This is a genomic window from Mesorhizobium delmotii, from assembly GCF_900149755.1.
GTDB lineage: Bacteria > Pseudomonadota > Alphaproteobacteria > Rhizobiales > Rhizobiaceae > Mesorhizobium > Mesorhizobium delmotii.
This window is the reverse complement of sequence record NZ_FUIG01000046.1, coordinates 19,019-36,961: the sequence shown is the minus strand read 5'-3', so window position 1 is coordinate 36,961 and position 17,943 is coordinate 19,019. Positions and strand designations below refer to the sequence as shown.

The 17,943-nt window shown below is 61.8% G+C and carries 17 protein-coding genes and 2 pseudogenes; 10 read left to right on the top strand and 9 right to left on the bottom strand.

Annotated features, from left to right (window positions below):
- Window positions 1-2 precede the first annotated feature (2 nt).
- Window positions 3-746 (top strand): CPBP family intramembrane glutamic endopeptidase, encoded by a 744-nt coding sequence (locus tag BQ8482_RS27665; protein WP_123150502.1) that lies wholly within the window; start codon window positions 3-5, stop codon window positions 744-746.
- 92 nt (window positions 747-838) lie between these two features.
- On the opposite strand, the gene BQ8482_RS27660 is transcribed toward BQ8482_RS27665, so the two are convergent.
- Both BQ8482_RS27660 and BQ8482_RS38360 read right to left on the bottom strand, forming a co-directional pair.
- Window positions 839-1,270: a tellurite resistance TerB family protein gene (locus BQ8482_RS27660; protein ID WP_123150746.1), complete on the bottom strand. Its 432-nt coding sequence runs from the start codon at window positions 1,268-1,270 to the stop codon at window positions 839-841.
- Between the two features lie 35 nt (window positions 1,271-1,305).
- Window positions 1,306-1,578: a hypothetical protein gene (locus tag BQ8482_RS38360; RefSeq protein WP_165848740.1), complete on the bottom strand. Its 273-nt coding sequence runs from the start codon at window positions 1,576-1,578 to the stop codon at window positions 1,306-1,308.
- Between BQ8482_RS38360 and BQ8482_RS27655 the strand changes: the two are divergent.
- The 4 genes and pseudogenes from BQ8482_RS27655 to BQ8482_RS27640 all read left to right on the top strand — a co-directional run bounded on the left by BQ8482_RS27655 (window position 1,478) and on the right by BQ8482_RS27640 (window position 3,954).
- A pseudogene (locus BQ8482_RS27655) lies at window positions 1,478-2,262 on the top strand (TSUP family transporter). The gene BQ8482_RS38360 and the pseudogene BQ8482_RS27655 sit on opposite strands and share 101 nt — an antisense overlap.
- Before the next feature lie 51 nt (window positions 2,263-2,313).
- Window positions 2,314-2,484: a hypothetical protein gene (locus tag BQ8482_RS27650; protein ID WP_084646958.1), complete on the top strand. Its 171-nt coding sequence runs from the start codon at window positions 2,314-2,316 to the stop codon at window positions 2,482-2,484.
- A gap of 99 nt (window positions 2,485-2,583) precedes the next feature.
- The gene (locus BQ8482_RS27645; RefSeq protein ID WP_123150501.1) at window positions 2,584-3,417 is read left to right on the top strand and encodes a helix-turn-helix domain-containing protein; all 834 of its coding nucleotides are present in this window, start codon (window positions 2,584-2,586) and stop codon (window positions 3,415-3,417) included.
- Window positions 3,418-3,531: 114 nt separating this feature from the next.
- A complete protein-coding gene (locus tag BQ8482_RS27640; RefSeq protein ID WP_123150745.1) occupies window positions 3,532-3,954 on the top strand; it encodes a VOC family protein in 423 nt (140 codons plus the stop codon).
- Here the strand turns inward: BQ8482_RS27640 and BQ8482_RS27635 are convergent.
- Together BQ8482_RS27635 and BQ8482_RS27630 are read right to left on the bottom strand one after the other, a co-directional pair.
- Window positions 3,951-5,420: a cobyric acid synthase gene (locus tag BQ8482_RS27635; protein WP_123150500.1), complete on the bottom strand. Its 1,470-nt coding sequence runs from the start codon at window positions 5,418-5,420 to the stop codon at window positions 3,951-3,953. The genes BQ8482_RS27640 and BQ8482_RS27635 overlap by 4 nt on opposite strands.
- Window positions 5,420-6,031: a dimethylsulfonioproprionate lyase family protein gene (locus tag BQ8482_RS27630; RefSeq protein ID WP_123150744.1), complete on the bottom strand. Its 612-nt coding sequence runs from the start codon at window positions 6,029-6,031 to the stop codon at window positions 5,420-5,422. The genes BQ8482_RS27635 and BQ8482_RS27630 overlap by 1 nt, the downstream gene beginning before the upstream one ends.
- 152 nt (window positions 6,032-6,183) lie before the next feature.
- On the opposite strand from BQ8482_RS27630, the gene BQ8482_RS27625 reads away from it, so the two are divergent.
- The 3 genes and pseudogenes from BQ8482_RS27625 to BQ8482_RS27610 all read left to right on the top strand — a co-directional run.
- On the top strand, window positions 6,184-7,353 hold the full coding sequence (locus BQ8482_RS27625; RefSeq protein ID WP_123150499.1) for an isobutyryl-CoA dehydrogenase: 1,170 nt from the start codon (window positions 6,184-6,186) through the stop codon (window positions 7,351-7,353).
- 259 nt (window positions 7,354-7,612) lie between these two features.
- Complete coding sequence (mmsB, locus tag BQ8482_RS27620; RefSeq protein ID WP_123150498.1) at window positions 7,613-8,497, top strand: 3-hydroxyisobutyrate dehydrogenase; 885 nt, start codon at window positions 7,613-7,615, stop codon at window positions 8,495-8,497.
- 721 nt (window positions 8,498-9,218) lie between these two features.
- A pseudogene (locus BQ8482_RS27610) lies at window positions 9,219-11,234 on the top strand (ABC transporter ATP-binding protein/permease); the annotation flags it as partial.
- A 124-nt stretch (window positions 11,235-11,358) separates the two neighbouring features.
- On the opposite strand, the gene BQ8482_RS27605 reads toward BQ8482_RS27610, so the two are convergent.
- Complete coding sequence (locus BQ8482_RS27605) at window positions 11,359-11,655, bottom strand: YciI family protein (RefSeq protein WP_123150496.1); 297 nt, start codon at window positions 11,653-11,655, stop codon at window positions 11,359-11,361.
- A 144-nt stretch (window positions 11,656-11,799) separates the two neighbouring features.
- Here BQ8482_RS27605 and BQ8482_RS27600 point away from each other — a divergent pair, with 144 nt between their 5' ends.
- A complete protein-coding gene (locus BQ8482_RS27600) occupies window positions 11,800-12,246 on the top strand; it encodes a winged helix-turn-helix transcriptional regulator (protein WP_095494557.1) in 447 nt (148 codons plus the stop codon).
- Window positions 12,247-12,380: 134 nt separating this feature from the next.
- Here BQ8482_RS27600 and BQ8482_RS27595 read toward each other — a convergent pair whose 3' ends face one another.
- From BQ8482_RS27595 to BQ8482_RS27585, 3 genes are all read right to left on the bottom strand, one after another.
- Window positions 12,381-13,760: an aspartate aminotransferase family protein gene (locus tag BQ8482_RS27595; RefSeq protein WP_123150495.1), complete on the bottom strand. Its 1,380-nt coding sequence runs from the start codon at window positions 13,758-13,760 to the stop codon at window positions 12,381-12,383.
- Between the two features lie 71 nt (window positions 13,761-13,831).
- On the bottom strand, window positions 13,832-13,954 hold the full coding sequence (locus tag BQ8482_RS27590; RefSeq protein ID WP_095494560.1) for a capsid protein: 123 nt from the start codon (window positions 13,952-13,954) through the stop codon (window positions 13,832-13,834).
- A 33-nt stretch (window positions 13,955-13,987) separates the two neighbouring features.
- Window positions 13,988-16,063: a prolyl oligopeptidase family serine peptidase gene (locus tag BQ8482_RS27585; RefSeq protein WP_123150494.1), complete on the bottom strand. Its 2,076-nt coding sequence runs from the start codon at window positions 16,061-16,063 to the stop codon at window positions 13,988-13,990.
- 140 nt (window positions 16,064-16,203) lie between these two features.
- Between BQ8482_RS27585 and BQ8482_RS27580 the strand changes: the two genes are divergently transcribed.
- Complete coding sequence (locus BQ8482_RS27580) at window positions 16,204-16,740, top strand: hypothetical protein (RefSeq protein WP_123150493.1); 537 nt, start codon at window positions 16,204-16,206, stop codon at window positions 16,738-16,740.
- A 26-nt stretch (window positions 16,741-16,766) separates the two neighbouring features.
- On the opposite strand, the gene BQ8482_RS27575 is transcribed toward BQ8482_RS27580, so the two are convergent.
- Window positions 16,767-17,927 (bottom strand): MFS transporter, encoded by a 1,161-nt coding sequence (locus BQ8482_RS27575; RefSeq protein ID WP_123150492.1) that lies wholly within the window; start codon window positions 17,925-17,927, stop codon window positions 16,767-16,769.
- Between the last annotated feature and the right edge of the window lie 16 nt (window positions 17,928-17,943).

Below are 17,943 nucleotides of genomic sequence, written 5' to 3'. Positions count from 1 at the left end.
TATTGACAGCCAACAGTTCTGAAACGCGCGAAGGGCCTGAGCCTCCTACACTGGGCCTGGGCGGCTCTGCTGCGCTGTTCGGGGCGGGTGCTCTGCTGCTGTTCCTGGTAACGCGGATAGCCGTCCCAACGTTCGTCTCCGCTAGCGGGGCTGAGACTGTGGTGATGTGGTTCTTGGCCGCAGGCATCATTCTTTTTGGCCCCCTGCTTCTCACGGCTGCCCTGCTATTGCATCGAGAGCGGCGTCAAGGAAGGCTGGTGTCGTTGGGCGCGCGGCTGTGGCTTCGCACTATGAATGGCGGCGACTGGCTCTGGGCTATTGGAGGGTTGGCGGCTGTCAGCGTGCTGACCGGCGGCATCGGCGCCGCGCTCCGGATGCTGCAAGACGGGAAGACTCTTCATCCCTCGTTCATGGCTTTCGAGCAGCTAGGTCCTGGGCGGTACTGGATTCTCGGCGCGTGGCTGCCGTTTTTTGTACTGAACATCGTTGGGGAAGAGTTTGTCTGGCGGGGTGTCGCACTGCCGCGGCAAGAGGTTGCCTTCGGGGGGTGGGCTTGGCTGGTCAACGGGATAATGTGGTTACTGTTCCACGCTGCCTTCCCTTGGCAAGTCCTGTTGACGCTCGTGCCGATCACGTTGCTCCTGCCCTACGTTGTCCAGCGGCGTCGCAGTACATGGGCCGGGATCGTTATCCATGCCGGGTTCGGGGCGATGGGCTTCCTGGTCCTAGCATTCGGGCTCGCCTAAGCGGCGCTGCTCTCGTAATCGGTTACGACCCGACTCGCCTCCAAGGGGCGGCGACGCTTCCATGGCCCATCAAATCGTTATCACACGATGCCTCAGCCTTGCGGCTTCACCACATCGGCAGGGCTGATTTCGAGCAGGTCGAGCGTGCGCCGCAAGAGCTGCATCTCGCTCCCGGCAAGTTGCGAATCGGCCTTGGCGATCTCGGCCATGTGGCGGGCGAGCAGCTTGCGCCGTTCGATGTCGAGGTCGCGGAACTGAGCGATGGCTTGCGAGCTGTTGGTCTCGTAGCCGAATTCGTTGAGATATTCGATGACGCTGTCGATGCTGGTTTCGGGAATGCCGAAGGCGTCCCGGCAGATACGCCTGAAGGCGGTCATTTCGCTTTCGCTGACCGACCCATCGGCCAGGATCATGCGAAACAGCATGAGCAGTTCCGCCGACAGTACAGGATCGTCCGCGACCTTGCGCACGCCGGGGTCGCCTTCGAAGATCGAGCGTATCTGGTCCAGCAAAGCGAATGACATCAGCGTCCCTTTCCGATTCGTGAAATGCATGTCGCTCAAAAGTGCGCAGCGGTTTTGAGATAACGACATGCATAAAACAAAAGAGCCAAGCGCGTCGCGGCGCGCTTGGCATAGGTAGCGCGGAATCGGCCTTGCGCAAACGGGTCGGCTGTGGTTCGAACGCACCACATCTTCCCGCTGGCCAGAAGCCCTTCCCGCAACCATCCGATGTTCGATCTCGCCACCCAGACCGTCGTCATCCTCGGCGTCGCCGCCTTCGCTGCCGGCTTCGTCGATTCGATTGCCGGCGGCGGCGGCTTGATCACCATTCCAGCACTGCTGCTGGCGGGCTTCTCGCCGGTCGAGGCGCTGGGACCAACAAGCTGCAGGGCATGTTCGGCTCAGGCTCGGCGACCATCCACTACGCCGCCAAGGGCCATGTCGATTTGCGCCGGCAATTGCCTTCGGCCCTGTTGGCGCTTGCCGGCAGTGCTTTCGGCGCCTTGCTGGCGACATTCGTGCCGGGCGACCTGTTGCGGGCTCTTCTGCCGATCCTGCTGATCGCCATCGCGCTTTTCTTCGCCCTCAAGCCAAACATGGGCGACGTCGACCGCGCCCGGCGCCTGTCGCCGTTCCTGTTTGGGCTGATCCTGGTGCCGATTGTCGGCTTCTATGACGGCCTGTTCGGGCCGGGGGCCGGTTCCTTCTACATGCTGGCCTTCGTCACCCTGGCCGGCTACGGCGTGCTCAAGGCGACGGCGCATACCAAGCTGCTCAACTTCGCCTCCAACATTGGCGGCTTCATCATCTTCGCTGCTGCCGGGGTCGTCTACTGGAAGATCGGCCTGATGATGGGTGTCGCCCAGTTCCTCGGCGCCCGCGTCGGCGCCAGCCTCGCCATCCGCAATGGCGCAAAACTGATCAAACCGCTGCTGGTGATCGTCTGCCTGGCGCTGGCCAGCAAGCTGCTGGCCGATCCGGCGAACCCGCTGCGCACGCTGATTGGTGTGTGACGACGCGACTGATACTATGCGGTTGTACGAATCATGTTGGAGGAGCCACACATGAATCTCAGTGCGCCTACGCAGCTTATTTTTATCATATCCCTTGTTATCGCCCTCATCGGCCTGCTCGCCGCTCTCGGCGTTCTTGCATTTATTCCCCTGGCCGCGGTGTGGATCGTCCTCATCGCTTATATCGTGCTTGCTGGCGGCTGCCTGGTTCGCGGCGCTTAAGCACTCAGACCTCAGGCAACTCGGAGCGCCCGGTCACAAGCCGGGCGCTTTTGATTCTGAGGACTGGTCTGTTAGACTCCTTGGGCGGAAGGAAAGCTCATGCCCGCCGAGAGCGAAGACGGAAGCCGCCATGAAATTCCCGGCCTCGGCCGGGTCGAGATGGTGCGGCGTGCGCCCGGCCCTCGGCTCCGCGGCTCCGTCACCGATCTATGCTTCTATTGCGAAACGGCACCGGGCCGCTTCCGCAACGTCGAATATGCATCGCTGACCGTGCCGCTGGTCATCAGCTTCGCCGAACCCTTCGCCATCGGGCTCGGCAGGGAGCCGGGCGACAATGACCGCTTCGCCAGTTTCGCCGCCGGCCTCTATGCCGGTCCGGTGGTGATCGAATCCTTCGGCGGCGCCTGCTGCGTCCAGGTCAATTTCACGCCGCTCGGCGCCCGACGCTTCTTCGGCCTTCCGATGAGCGAACTGACCGACCGCATGGTCGGCCTCGACGATGTGCTTGGCCCCGAAGGGATCGCTCTGCGCGAAAGACTTGGTGATGCGAGCGACTGGACCGCACGCTTTGCCATCGTCGAGGCGTTCGTCGCCGCACGGCTGACTGAGGCCCGGGAAACGCAGGCCGAAATCGCCTGGGCCTATGACCGGATCATAGTCTCGGGCGGCCGCATTCGCGTCTCGTCGCTCGCCGACAGGCTGGGCTGGAGCCGCAAGCATCTCTTGGGAAAATTCTCCAATGCGATCGGCGTCGGCCCCAAGACGCTGTCGCGCATCGTCCGCTTCAACCGGGCGCTCGGCCTGTCAAGGCAGGACAAATCCGATTGGGCTGATATCGCCGCCGATTGCGGCTATGCCGACCAGGCGCATCTGGTGCGCGAATTCCGCGACCTTGCCGGCAAAACGCCGACGACGCTTGCCGCCCGGCCATAGGTTCTGAAACTGCCCTTGCCACGCCCAGTGGGCGCACGGGTAACATTTCTTCAAGACGTGCGAACAGCTTTCGCCCAGACTGGGTTATCGACAATCCAATTGAAGGAGATCGCCATGACCATGTCAGTCGAACCGCCCAGGCTCTATCCCACCTTGCGCTACCGCAATGCCGCGAAAATGATCGACTGGCTGGGTGAAGCCTTCGGCTTTGCCGTTCATGCCCGCTACGGCGAAGGCGACATTGTTCATCACGCCGAACTGACTTTCGGCTCCTCGATGATCATGCTGGGCACTGCACGCGACGACAAGTTTGGCCAGATGATCGGTGCACCGGGCCCGGGTGGCGGCAGGTCGATCTATGTTGCCGTCGACGATGCCGATGCCGCTTATGCTAGAGCCAAAAAGGCCGGCGCCGAAATACTGGAAGAGCTCACCGACCGCGACTATGGCAGCCGCGAGTTCATCTGCCGCGATCCCGAAGGCAATGTCTGGTCGTTCGGCACCTACTGGCCGAAGGCCGATGAGCCCGCCAGCTAACGCGCCAAACCAAAAATCGCGTCGCAGTCGAGGTGAGTCTCCAGCTCGGCTGCGACCTCGTCCAGTGCCCGTTCGACCTCGGCGCGATAGTCGATGCCGCCGGCTTTGACGCCAAGGTTTTCCAGGAATTTCGCCCGAAAAGCGTCAGCAGAAAACAGCCCGTGCAGATAGGTGCCCGACACCTTGCCGTCGGCCGAGATGGCGCCGTCAGCGGCGCCGTTGATGACGGCGGATGGTCGCAGCGTGTCCGGACCGGTGGTGCGGCCGAGATGAATCTCATAGCCTTCGAGCTGCAGGTCGAACTGCAGCGAGCGCGCGCTGACATTGCGCACCGTCTTTTCCGGCTCCATCACCGTTTCAACGTCGAGCAGGCCGAGCCCTTCCGTCTCGGTAACGCTGCCCTCGATGCCGTCGGGATCGCGCACGACACGGCCGAGCATCTGGAAGCCGCCGCAAATGCCGACGACGTGGCCGCCGCGCTTGCGGTGGGCAAGCAGGTCGCGGTCCCAGCCATTCTCGCGAAATCTCAGGAGATCGCCGATCGTCGACTTCGAGCCGGGAATGACCACCAGCCCGGCATCCTCTGGCAAGTGCTGGCCAGGCGGAACGAACACCACCTCGACTTGAGGCTCGGTCCTGAGCGGGTCGAGATCGTCGAAATTGGCGATACGTGAAAGCACCGGCACGGCGACCTTCAGCGCGCGCTTCTCGCCGGAAGCCAGGCGTTCGAGCACCACCGAATCTTCAGATGGCAACCGCGCCGCCGCCTTCAGCCACGGCACAACGCCAAAACAGCGCCAGCCGGTGAATGTCTCGATCGCCTCGATGCCGTCATCGAACAGCGAGACATCGCCGCGGAACTTGTTGATGAGATAGCCGACGATCATGCGCCGGTCCTCTTCCGGCAGGATCAGATGCGTGCCGGCGACCGAGGCGATGACGCCGCCACGATCGATGTCGCCGACGAGGATCACTGGCACATTGGCGCGCGTGGCAAAGCCCATATTGGCAATGTCGCGGCTCCTGAGATTGATCTCGGCCGGCGAGCCGGCGCCTTCGACGATGACGAGGTCGGCGCCCTTGCCGACCTTGGCCCAGGAGTCCAGCACGGCATCCATCAGCCGGCCCTTCAGCGCCTGGTAGTCACGCGCCCGCGCCTCGCCGAACACCTTGCCCTGCACCACAACTTGCGCGCCGACATCGGTCTGCGGCTTGAGCAGCACCGGGTTCATGTGGACGGAGGGCACAACGCCACAGGCGATCGCCTGCAGCCATTGAGCGCGACCAATCTCGCCGCCGGAGTTGTCGCCCGGAATGTCGGCGACGGCGGCGTTGTTCGACATGTTCTGCGGCTTGAACGGCTGTACCTTCAGCCCACGGTTCCTCGCCGCGCGGCACAGGCCCGCCACCAGCACCGTCTTGCCAACATCGGAGCCCGTGCCCTGCAGCATGATTGCTCTGGCCATTAATTCCTGCCCTGTGAAACGCTGCCGGTGATCGTGGATTTCGCCGCCAGCGGCCCGCCGCGCCAGATGTAGAGCGCCAGCAGCGGCTCCTTGCCGGTACGCATGGCGTGACTGATATCAGAGGCATGGTGGATCACCTCACCCGCCTCGCGCCTGCGAAATTCGCCTTCGCCCATGCGCCATTCGGTGCCGCCGGTCAACGGAATGTAGATCTCCTCGGCGACGTGGTGATGATCGGGATAGACGATATCAGGTCCGAGGATCAGCAGACCGGCCGCGACCTTGTCGTTGACGAAATGGCCACGCGTGCCGAAGACTTCCAGCCAGCCATAGTTGTCGATGAATGTCTTGCCGAAATCCGCCTCGCTGTAGGTCTGCCCCCAGCACAGATCGCGACGCTCCGCAAGCAACTGGACCAGCGACCTGGCGCCTGCCGGAGCAAGCTCGACGATACGGTCGAGCTGGCGCAGGCAAGCAAGCGGATGCGGCTCAAGCGGACGCGCCGGCATGGCCCAGCCGATCCGGGCCACGGCATCGCGCACCAACGCATCATCAAACGTTTCGAGACAGGCATGGAAACGTTCGAGCAGTTCATCGAAATATGTCGTCACGCCCTGCTCCGCACACGCATTCGCGCACCGCCGCTCCCCGGATGGTTGGATGGAGATGGTCGGCTTGCGCGGCGGCATCATTGGTCTAGATTGGACGGCGCGCAAAGCCAAAAACGACAGGCCAGCAGGCCGAAGACATCAGGGAGCACGCTATGGACGCCGCTGTCGATGCGGGCACCAGCCAGTTCGAACTCAACGAGGACCAGCGCGCCATCCAGGAGATGGCCGAGGCCTTCGCTGCCGATCGTGTGGCGCCGAACGCGCTCGACTGGGACCGCAACAAGCATTTTCCGGCCGACGTGATCCGCGAGACGGGGCCACTCGGCCTCGGCGGCATCTATGTCAGCGACGATGTCGGCGGCTCAGCGCTCGGCCGGCTCGACGCGGTGCTGATCTTCGAGGCGCTTTCGCGCGCCGATCCGGCCTTTTCATCCTTCATCTCAATCCACAACATGGTGGCTTCGATGATCGACCGCTTCGGCAGCGACGAGCAGCGCCAGCGCTTCCTGCCGAAGCTGACCTCGATGGAATGGCTGGCCAGTTATTGCCTGACCGAGCCGGGTTCGGGATCGGATGCGGCGGCGCTGAAGACGCGCGCGGTGAAGAGCGGCGGCGACTATGTGCTGAACGGCGTCAAGCAGTTCATCTCGGGCGCCGGCGACAGCGACCTCTACATCGTCATGGCGCGCACCGGCGCCGACGGGCCGAAGGGCATTTCCACCTTCGTCGTGCCGAAGGATGCGCCCGGCCTGTCCTTCGGCGCCAACGAGCACAAGATGGGCTGGCACATGCAGTCAACCCGCCAGGTCGTCTTCGAGGACTGCAAGGTGCCGGCGCAAAACCTGCTCTCGGCCGAAGGCGCCGGCTTCGGCATCGCCATGGCCGGGCTCGACGGCGGCCGGCTCAACATCGCCGCCTGTTCGCTGGGCGGGGCGCAATCGGCGCTCGACAAGGCACTGTCCTACACCGCCGAGCGCAAGGCCTTCGGGTCGAAGATCAACCAGTTCCAGGCGCTGCAGTTCAAGCTCGCCGACATGGAGACGGAGCTGCAGGCAGCACGAATCTTTCTCTACACCGCCGCCTCGAAGCTCGATCGCAAGGCCGCGGATGCCTCGAAATGGTCGGCGATGGCCAAGCGCTTCGTCACCGACATCGGCTTCAACGTCGCCAACGATGCGCTGCAACTGCATGGCGGCTACGGTTATCTGCACGACTACGGCATCGAGAAGCTGGTCCGCGACCTGCGCGTCCACCAGATCCTCGAAGGCACCAACGAGATCATGCGCGTCATCATCGCACGTGCGCTGCTTGGGCGGCAGTAGGGCAGTAGGGCAGTAGAAATGACCGGCAGGATCAATTCTTACAAGGACCTTACTGTATGGCAGCAGGGGATATATCTGGCGCATGATCAAGCTTATCAGATGCTACCTAGGCATCGGAAAAATGCTTCGCCAACTTATCAGCAACTGGCGCCGAATAGGCTGCCCTACTGCCCTACTGCCCTACTGCCCTACTGCCCTACTGCCCTACTGCCCTACTGCCCTACTGCCCTACTCCCTAACCTAACCACGGAGTGCCATTATGACCACCATCGCCTTCATCGGCCTCGGCAACATGGGCAACCCGATGGCCGCCAATCTCGTCAAGGCGGGATATGCAGTGCACGGCTTCGACCTGATGCCGGAAAATCTCGTCATCGCCAGGGACCATGGCGTCGTCGTCATGGCCAATGCCGTTGCCACGGTGAAGGAGGCCGATGTGGTCATCACCATGCTGCCGGCCGGCAAACATGTCCTGTCGGTCCACGAGGACATCGCGCCCAAGGCGAAAAAAGGCGCGCTGTTCATCGATTCCTCGACGATCGACGTCGAATCGGCACGAAAAGCCCACGCCATTGCCGCCAAACATAAGCTGCTGTCGATCGACGCGCCGGTTTCCGGCGGCACCGGCGGCGCCGCAGCCGGCACGTTGACCTTCATGGCCGGAGGCTCGAAGGAAGCCTTCGCCAAAGCCGAGCCAATCCTCAAGCCGATGGCCGGCCGTATCGTCCATTGCGGCGACGACGGCGCCGGACAGGCGGCAAAGATCTGCAACAACATGATATTAGGCATTTCGATGATCGGTGTCGCCGAAGCCTTCGTTCTGGCCGAAAAGCTCGCCCTGTCGCATCAGGCGCTGTTCGACGTCGCCTCGACATCCTCCGGCCAATGCTGGTCACTGACCACCTACTGCCCGGTGCCCGGACCGGTGCCGACATCGCCGGCCAACAATGGCTACAGGCCGGGGTTTGCCGCAGCACTGATGCTGAAGGACCTGAAACTGTCGCAGGAAGCCGCGCAAAGCGCCGGTGCGGTGACGCCGCTGGGCGCCGAGGCCGCCCAGCTTTATGCGTTGTTCAATGCCCAGGGCCATGCCGGCGCCGATTTTTCCGGCATCATAAATTTCCTGCGCGGTACACCGGCCTAATGCATGTCGCTCAAAAGCATGCCCTTGGGCGCGACCCAGGGCTTGACCCGAGGGTGCGCAGCGATTTTGGGACAACGACATGGATAAAAACAAGAACTTAAAGCGCGTCGCATGAGTCCCATCAGACGCGCCGCGCTTTAAGCCTTGAACTCGACTGGGCTTTTCGATTTCCCGGCAAAGAGAAACATCGCAAATTTAGATTTGCTTAAACTCTCGATAACCCCCCGGTAACGATGTGCCTGTAAAACGGAATGCGAGGCGGCATATCGCATCCGCCCGGCGCTCCGGATCAGGTCTCGCGTACCGGAGCCCGTAAGTTTCGCAAGTGTCCTGGTAGCGAAGCGCCATGCGTATCTGGCAAAGCCGCGTTCCCGATGGAGCGCGGTTTTTGCGTTTCGCAATCTTCAAGGACAGTGACGATCGCCCTGGCGCGTCCCCGGATGATCGTCGGCCTCGTGGCGGCGGTCCTGACTTACGACCCACAGGTGGTCGCTCCAATGCTCCCCAGCGCGAGGGTTCGGTGAGCGATCTGAGATTACCTAACTCCCGAAGCTCGTCAGTCCAGTCGACAGGACTATCGACAGCATCACGAAGTGGCAGCAGATCAAGGAAGACGCCAAGAACGACGCCGACCACATCCGCGCCGACGTAGAGATCAAGCGGCTTGAGCGGACCTCATGAAACCTTCTGATTTCTAAGCCGTTATCGCCGGTATGTCCGGGCTAAATTCAAGCCGAAATCGGTCTCCAAATCACGCGATGCCGAGAAGTCGCGCCAGGAGAAGCAATCGACTGTCGAAGTCGCGTCTGAGATCGTCGGCGCGGCCCCACCGCCGCTGGACCTGGTCGAACCCGATCCGGAGCTGACCCCTGAGGAGGCCGAGCAGGAGCGCAAGAGATATTTGCTGAGGCGTTTCTGGATCAGCGCGCGCGGTTACTGGGGCCGCGGAGGCGATAGGCTCGCTTGGCCGTACACGATCGGGTTATTGGTCCTGATCGTCATCAATGTCGGCTTCCAGTATGGGATCAATGTCTGGAATCGCGCAATTTTCGACGCCCTTGAGCAACGCAATGCTCGCACCGTCTATGTCCTGAGCGCCGTTTTTGTGCCGCTCGTGCTCGGAAGCGGAAGCCTTGTCGTTGCACAGGTCTTCCTTCGCATGACGATTCAGCGCCGCTGGCGTTCCTGGCTCACCACCGCGGTCATCGCGCGTTGGCTTGCAAGCGGGCGCTACTTTCAGTTGAATCTCGTCGGCGGCGACCACCAGAACCCCGAAGCCCGCATCACGGAGGATTTGCGGATTGCCACCGAATCCCCGGTCGACTTCATCGCCGGTGTCATCAACGCGTTTCTGTCGGCCTCGACCTTCATCGTGGTGCTCTGGACGATCGGCGGGGCCCTGACCCTGACGATCGCAGGTTCGACGGTGACCATTCCCGGCTTTCTCGTCATCACCGCGGTATTGTATGCCGCGATCACATCCACCTCGATGGCGATCATTGGCCGCCATTTCGTCCACCTCTCCGAGGAAAAAAATCAGGCGGAGGCCGAATTCCGCTACACGCTGACGCGCGTGCGGGAAAACGGCGAGAGTATCGCATTGCTCGGCGGCGAGGAGGAGGAGCGTAGCGGCATCGACAAGACGTTCGCCCATGTGCTCAGGCAATGGGCGCTCCTTACAGGTCAGCACATGCGCACAGCGCTGGTATCGCAGGGGGCGAGTCTGTTTGCGCCTGTCGTGCCGGTTTTGCTTTGCGCTCCAAAGTTTCTCGAAGGCAGCATGACACTTGGACAGGTAATGCAGGCTGCCTCTGCCTTTGCCATCGTGCAGGGCGCGTTCGGATGGCTGGTCGACAATTACCCCCGTCTCGCCAATTGGAACGCCTGTGCACGGCGCATCGCCTCGCTGATGACGTCGCTCGACGGGCTCGAGCGCGCGGAACAGAGCAACACTCTGGGACGCATAAAGCGCGACGAAACTGCAGGCGATGCGATGCTCAGCCTGAACAATCTGTCCGTGTCGCTCGACGACGGCACCGCCGTGGTCAAGGAAACCAAGGTCGTAATCGGATTAGGCGAGCGGGTGCTCGTCGCCGGCGAATCCGGCTCAGGCAAGAGTACGCTGGTGCGGGCCGTCGCAGGTCTGTGGCCGTGGGGTGGCGGCAGCGTCAACATCCACGCCGACAGACGGCTGTTCATGTTGCCGCAACGGCCCTATGTCCCCATCGGGACGCTTCGCCGCGCAGTCGCCTATCCAGGCGCCGCCGATCGCTGGGCGCTGGACAAGATCAAGGGTGCCCTCGACAAAGTCGGACTCGATTATCTGAACGACAAGATCGAGGACGACGCGCCATGGGACCAGACCTTGTCGGGTGGCGAAAAGCAGCGGCTCGCCTTCGCGCGTCTTCTGCTGCACAGCCCCGATATCATCGTGCTGGATGAAGCAACGTCAGCACTCGATGAAAAAAGCCAGGACAAGATGATGGAGATGATCGTTCACGAATTGCCGAAGGTCACCATCATGAGCGTGGCGCATCGCGCCGAGCTGGAAGCCTTTCATAGCCGAAAGATCACATTGGAGCGACGCGAGGGCGGCGCAAAGCTTGTCAGCGATATCGATCTTGTCCAGCGCAAGAGAAGACGGAACTTGCTTGTGCGATTTATGGGGCGCCGGCGCGCCGTACCGAAGCGCAGCACGACCTTGAGCAAAGCGGCGCTGCCCGAGACAAAAAAGTAAAGTCCGCCGGTCGGGCCTGGTGACAAAGGCAGCAAGGAAGAGGTCGCGTCGAGCGCACTGTGAACTAAGTGGCCCAAGAAAAAGTTCCTGGGCGTCTCTGCCGGCGCTTAAGCCGATGGCAGTGTCAGCTACGCACGTTCAAATGAAGCATCGGATGATGCTCATAATGGCCGGCGCCATTTCTTACGATGGGGTCCTCTGAGGTTATCGCCTGGATGTTTTGATCATCGGCGATCCTGTAGAGCGACACGCCATAGCCGCCACTCGGATCCATTACGGGGCCGTGTGCGACGATCAGCCCACGATCGAGCAGATCGTCCAAAAAGGCTCCGTGCTGCTTCATCCACTCTCGCTCTTCGTCAGTCATGGTCGCGAGAAAGTCGGTGCGCGGCGGAATATACTTGCACAGGTAACACTTCATTTTGAGCTCCGATTTAAATCCATTTGCCTGCTTGCCTTGGCGATCGCGTCGCCGCCGGCCTTCGCATTCATTTTTTGATGGAACGTCGACGAGCGATCAGATACTATCATTTTAGGAGTAAGTCACTATCAAAAAGATATCAACATGAAGGATCTTTCGAACCAACCCTGTCTGATCGCTCGCAGTCTTGCCTTGGTAGGGGATGCATGGAGCATGCTGATCATGCGCGATGCGCATGCCGGGCTCAGTCGTTTCGACGAATTCCGCAAGAGCCTCGGTATAGCCCCGACTATGCTGACCAGCCGGTTGGCAGCCCTGACGGAGGAAGGGCTGCTGGAGAGACGGCGATACTCCGAGCGGCCGCCGCGCGATGAATACGTGTTGACGCAGGCTGGTCAGGATCTGCTTCCAGTGCTGTTCTCACTCGTCGCTTGGGGAGGCAAGCACCGCGGTGGAGGCAATTTCACCCGGTTCTTTGACGCAGAGACAGGATCCGAAATCGACCCGATTAGCATCGACCGTTCGACCGGAGCGCCGATCGGCACCCGTCCCATTCAGATTGTTATGCCCAAGTCCACAACCAACGAGTAGCGCGGTCTATCGGCCCTTCGGATCACTTGTTGAAGTCGACGAGACACGCCCCGCCGGCACCAGTCGATGTAGACCGGCAGAATGCGGCATTCAAACGCCGGACGTCCGGTTGGACGCCCGGCGATCGTTCTGTCTTATTGCTTGCGCAAATCCGCTTGCGCCAGATCAAGCGCCTTGGTGATACGGCCGCAGGCCATGTCCATCGTCTCACGCGTCCAGATCAACGGCGGCGACAGGATCATCGTGTCGCCGGTGGCGCGCAGCATCATGCCTTGGACAATTGCGTGATCGCGGACAAGCACTGCCGCACTCCCGGCCGGCAGGAAGCGCTCCTTGGTCGCCCTGTCCCTAACGATCTCGATCGCCCCCATCAGCCCAATCGAGCGCACCTCGCCGACCAGATCGTGACCGCCGATGTGCTCCTGCAGCGCCTTGGCGAAATAGGGTCCGGTGTCGTTCTTGACCCGATCGACCAAACCTTCCCGCTCGATGATCTCGAGGTTCTTCAGCGCCACGGCGCAGGCCACGGGGTGGCCGGCATAAGTATAGCCATGATTGAACTCGCCGCCCTTCTCGACCAGCGTCGCGGCGATGCGGTCACCGACCAGCAACGCCGACAGCGGCTGATAACCGGAGGTCAGCGCCTTGGCGGTGGTGATGGTATCGGGCTCGATGCCGAAGGTCTGAGCCGCGAACCACTCGCCGGTGCGGCCATAGCCGGTGATGACCTCGTCCAGCATCAGCAGGACATCGTATTTGCGGCAGATGCGCTGCACTTCCGGCCAATAGCTCATCGGCGGTATCTTCACGCCGCCTGCCCCCATCACCGGCTCGCCGATGAAGGCGGCGACCTTGTCGGCGCCGGCTTCGAGGATGGCGTCCTCAACGGCCTTGGCCGCGCGCAGGCCGAAATCATGGTCGCTTTCGCCGGGCAGAGCCAGCTCGTAGGCATACGGCATCATCACATGGACGATGTTGGGAACCGCACCGTTGAGCTGCTTGTGCATCGGCTCCATGCCGCCCAGCGACGCACCGGCGATGGTCGAGCCGTGATAGGCTGTCTTGCGCGAGATGATGCGGTTCTTCTCCGGCTTGCCTTCCAATGCCCAATAGTGGCGGACAAGGCGCAGCGCCGTGTCGTTGGCCTCCGAACCGGACGAGCCGAAGAACACCTGGTTGACGTGCTTCGGCGCCAGTTCCGCCAGCTTTTTGGCCAGCAGCACCGGCGTCGGGGTCGAGCATTTGAAGAAAGAGTTGTAGTAAGGCAGTTCCTTCATCTGGGCGTAAGCCGCGTCGGCCAGCTCATCGCGGCCGTAACCGATGTTGACACACCACAGCCCGGCCATGCCGTCGAGGATTTCCGTCCCTTCGGAATCGTAGATGAACGGCCCGTTGGCGTGGGTGATGATGCGTGAGCCGGCCTCGCGCATCTCCTTGTGGTCGGTAAACGGATGAAGGTGATGCGCAGCATCGATCTGCTGAAGCTGCTTCAGCGAATAATTCTGGTAGGTCATGTCTGATCTTTCCTCTTGAACCAATCCGGCAATTGCAGATCAATCCAGCAATTGCAGCGGGGGCGGATTCGTCAGAGGAAGGCGGGCGGCGAATAGCCGATGCGGGCGCAAAGCCGCAAAAGCTCGGCGCGAAGCGTGCGCGGCGACGGCGTCACCGCCACCCCAAATGCGCAACATGTCCTCACCCGAGCCATGGGCTTCACCTTAGGCGGTCTGATGCGATCAGTTCAAGCCGTTCCGTTCAGCGCCCGTTGCAGGAAGACATACTTCATCGCCGCCTGTGCCGCTTGCGGCCGGCGATCGCCGCGCCCGCCATGGCCGCCCTCGGTCTCTTCGAAGAATAGCGTCTTCGTGTGGCCGACAGCCTGCAGCCGCCCGGCCATCTTGCGCGCATGGCCGGGATGGACCCGGTCGTCGGCGGTCGAGGTGGTCAGCAGCACAGGCGGATAGGCAGCATCGGCCTCGACATGCTGATAAGGCGAGTAAGCGGCAAGCCACTCGGCCTCTTCAGGCTTCGCTGGATCGCCATACTCGGCCATCCAGGATGCTCCAGGCGGCAGCTCGGTATAGCGCAGCATGTCGAGCAGCGGCACGTCGATGATCACCGCACCGAAAAGCTCCGGATGCTGGGTCAGCGAAACGCCGGTCAGCAGCCCGCCATTCGAGCCGCCCTGGATGCCGAGCGTGGCCGGCGTGGCGATACCGCGTTTCACCAGGTCTTGCGCGACCGCTATAAAATCGTCGAAGGCATTCTGGCGATTGGACTTGAGCGCGGCCTGGTGCCAGTTCGGGCCGAACTCGCCGCCGCCGCGGATATTGGCCTGCACATAGGCATTGCCTTTTTCCAGCCACAGCCGGCCGCGCACGCCGGCATAGCCGGGCAACAGCGGCACTTCGAAGCCGCCATAGCCGTAAAGCAGCGTCGGCACCGGCCCGTTCTGATCGCGCCGTCTGACGACGAAGTAAGGGATCTCTGTGCCGTCTTTCGAGCGTGCCTCGAACTGTTCCGAGACAAGAGACGACGCATCGAAACGCGCCGGCTGCGATTTGACCGTTGTCAGCGTCGCAGCATTGTCATCCGACCAGATGATCGAGCTCGGCGTCAGGAAATCGGTGAAGGAGAAGGAGACGCTGGAGCCGAAACGCTCGGCGTGGCTGATGCCGACATTGCCGTTTTCAGGTAAGGCTACCGGCTCCAGTGACCAGCCGCTGCCGCTGCGGTCGCAGGCGACGACCTTGCCGCGCACATTGTCCATCAAGTTGATGAACAACCGGTCTTGCGTGCGGGCGACGCCGGCGATCGAAACACGATCCGCCGGTTCGAGCACGGTTTCGACAGGTCCCAGCGCATTGGTTTCGATCCAGCGCGCGAAATCCAGCGAATAGAGGCCGTCGGGTCGGCACAGCGTGCCATCCGGCGCCGTCCACGGACTGCGCACCCCGAAGACGAGCTGATCCCTGAACAGCATCGTGTCGGTGATGTCGTCCGGCAGCGGGATGCGCCTGTTTTCGCCGGAAGGCAGACGCAGAAAGCTGTGCGAGGCAAAGAAGTCGAGCGTCCGGGTCAGGAACAGATGCCGCTTGTCGCCGTCGAATTCGAGGGAACCGCCGGCGGCGAGATCCTGCTTCTGCGCCTCGAAGATCGGCGTCGCATCCTCCAGCCTGGTGCCGCGCTGCCACAGCTTGACCACGCGCGGATAACCGGACTGGGTTTTTTCGTCCTCTTCGAAGGCAGCCGAGACGATGACCGTGTCCTTGTCCAGCCAGTTGAAGCCCGACTTCGAGGCGGGCGCGAGAAAGCCGCCCTCGACAAAGGACTTGGTTTCGATGTCGAATTCGCGCATCTCGCTGGCGTCGCCGCCATCCGGCGACAGGCTGAGCAGGCAGCGGCTGAAGTCGGGGTAAAGCCGGCTGGCGCCGCTGAACACCCATTTCACGCCCTCTTTCGCGGACAGACTGTCGAAGTCGATGATCGTCTCCCAATCCGGCTTCTCGGTCTTGTAGGAAGCGACCGTCGTGCGCCGCCAGAGGCCGAGCACATTGGTCTTGTCCTGCCAGAAATTATAGACGTGACCGTTGAGCGCAGAGCCGACCGCAATGTTGTCTTCGGCGGTCATCAGGTCGAGCGCGGTTTGGAAGTAGGCCTGGTAGGACGGATCGCCCTGCAATTCACCTGTTGTAGCCTCGTTCTGACGGTGAACCCAGTCGAGCGCTTCCTTGCCTGTCCTGTCCTCCAGCCAGAGAAAGGGATCTTCGGTCTTGCCAACTGGACCCTGCTGCTTCTGTGCGATCGACTTTGTCATGTGGTCTCCGAAAAATTGGTCAAGTTCGGTGCCGCAAACATCGGCATGGCGCTATCAACATTCAATTGGAACACGTAAGAACGACGGATCTCCGCAGTTGCGATAGCCAAGCCTTCAGTGCGGACGGCAAGGGAAACTTCATGCAACGTCTCTACATCGCGACTGAGAGATTTGGCCCTTCCGATGGTACCGAATGGAGGAACTACATCGAGTGGTCAGGCCTCAGCCAGTTGACCGAGGTCGTCACGCTCGACGGAATGCTGTGCCCGTTCGCGCTCCCAGAGACCAAGGAGAGCCACTGGCCGCATATTGTTCAAGAAGACAATATGCTCAATTTCTTCTTGGACCTGGATTTCCTTCTTTCGGAACTGGCCGATACGGGCGACCTCAACATCCTTGGCGTGATCCGGAGGCCAACGGTCGATGTGCGCTCGTTTGATTGGGACGGGTTTGCCTTCATGGGCTACGAGTTGCTGGACAAGGACGTCAGCATCAGCGCATTGACCAATTGCGGCGGATTCCCCGACGTGTTTGCAAATGCAGAACTTTCCAGTGTCGGGCTGATAGATGACTTTGATCGCGCGGCCGAAATTCGGGATTTGCTGCATGAAATGCACCCCGAAGAACATCATGCCGACTGTGACCTCTGGGCTGTTTTCAGACGGCAAGGCAATTAAGCGACTGCACTGCGCCGATAGATGCCTCACGCCGTCCGCCGACGCAAAACCGTGGCAATCGCCAACGCCAGGCAAATGGCGCCAAGCGTGATCGGCAGGCCGTCCGCACCGAGAATATCCATGGCGCCGCCCGCCAGCGGCGGCACGGCGATGCCGCCGACGCCCCACATCAGCGAGAAGGCGGCGTTGCCGGCGACCAGTGCCGAGCCGGTGAACCGCTCGCCAAGCTCGATGATCGACATCGTGTAGATGCCGTACGAAACCGCACCCCAGATAAAGACGCATGGCCAGATCAGCGGCGTCTCGATGAGAACCGGCAACAGCACGCATCCGAGCAGCGTTAGCGATACACAGGTAAATCGGACCAGACGCGCCGTCAGCCGTTCCGCCAGCAGGCCGAGCGGCACCTGCATGGCGATATTGCCGGCGATCATCATCGACAGCAGCGCCGACATGCGGGTTTCCTCGATGCCATAATGCGCTCCGAAGACCGGCAGCAGTGCCAGCACCGCCTGTTCGAAACCGGCGGCCACTACGACCGCCGACAACAGCAGCCATGCCATCGGCATGAACCCCATGACCGAAACCCGGTGCCCGGCTTCATCGACCTTCGGCAGCCGTCGCAGCACCAGCGCCAGGCAGGCGCCGCAAAAGACGAATGCGGCGATGCCGACGAGAAACGGCGGCCATCCTTCGGTGCCGACGGCAAGCAGGCACAGCGGGCCGGCGGCGAAACCTGCCGAAATGACCGTGGAATAGATCCCCATCACGCGACCGCGGCGCGCCGGTGGCGCCAGCGCGATCACCCAGATCTCGCTCAGCACGTAGAGCGGATTGGTCACCACGCCGATCAGGAAGCGCAGCGGAAACCATAGATAGACATTTTGCGTCCAGCCGATCAGCGCCAGCATGATCGCGGAAAGCGCTGCGCAGGTGAGCGCCGTGCGCCCTGCCCCGAACCGGCGCGCCAGCGCCGGGATGAGCGGCGACGAGACGATAAAGCCGACCGGCGTCATTGCCGCGGAGAGACCGATCATGGCCGGCGAGACGCCCTGGCGCTGCAGGATGAAGCTCAGCAGCGGATAGCTCAGCCCTTGCGCGATGGCGAACACCGAAACGGTGGCGATCACGCCGGTGATCGCCGCCCACTGCATCGTCTCGCCGCTGTTCTGTTCCGCCAGGTCCATGATCCGCACCAATAAG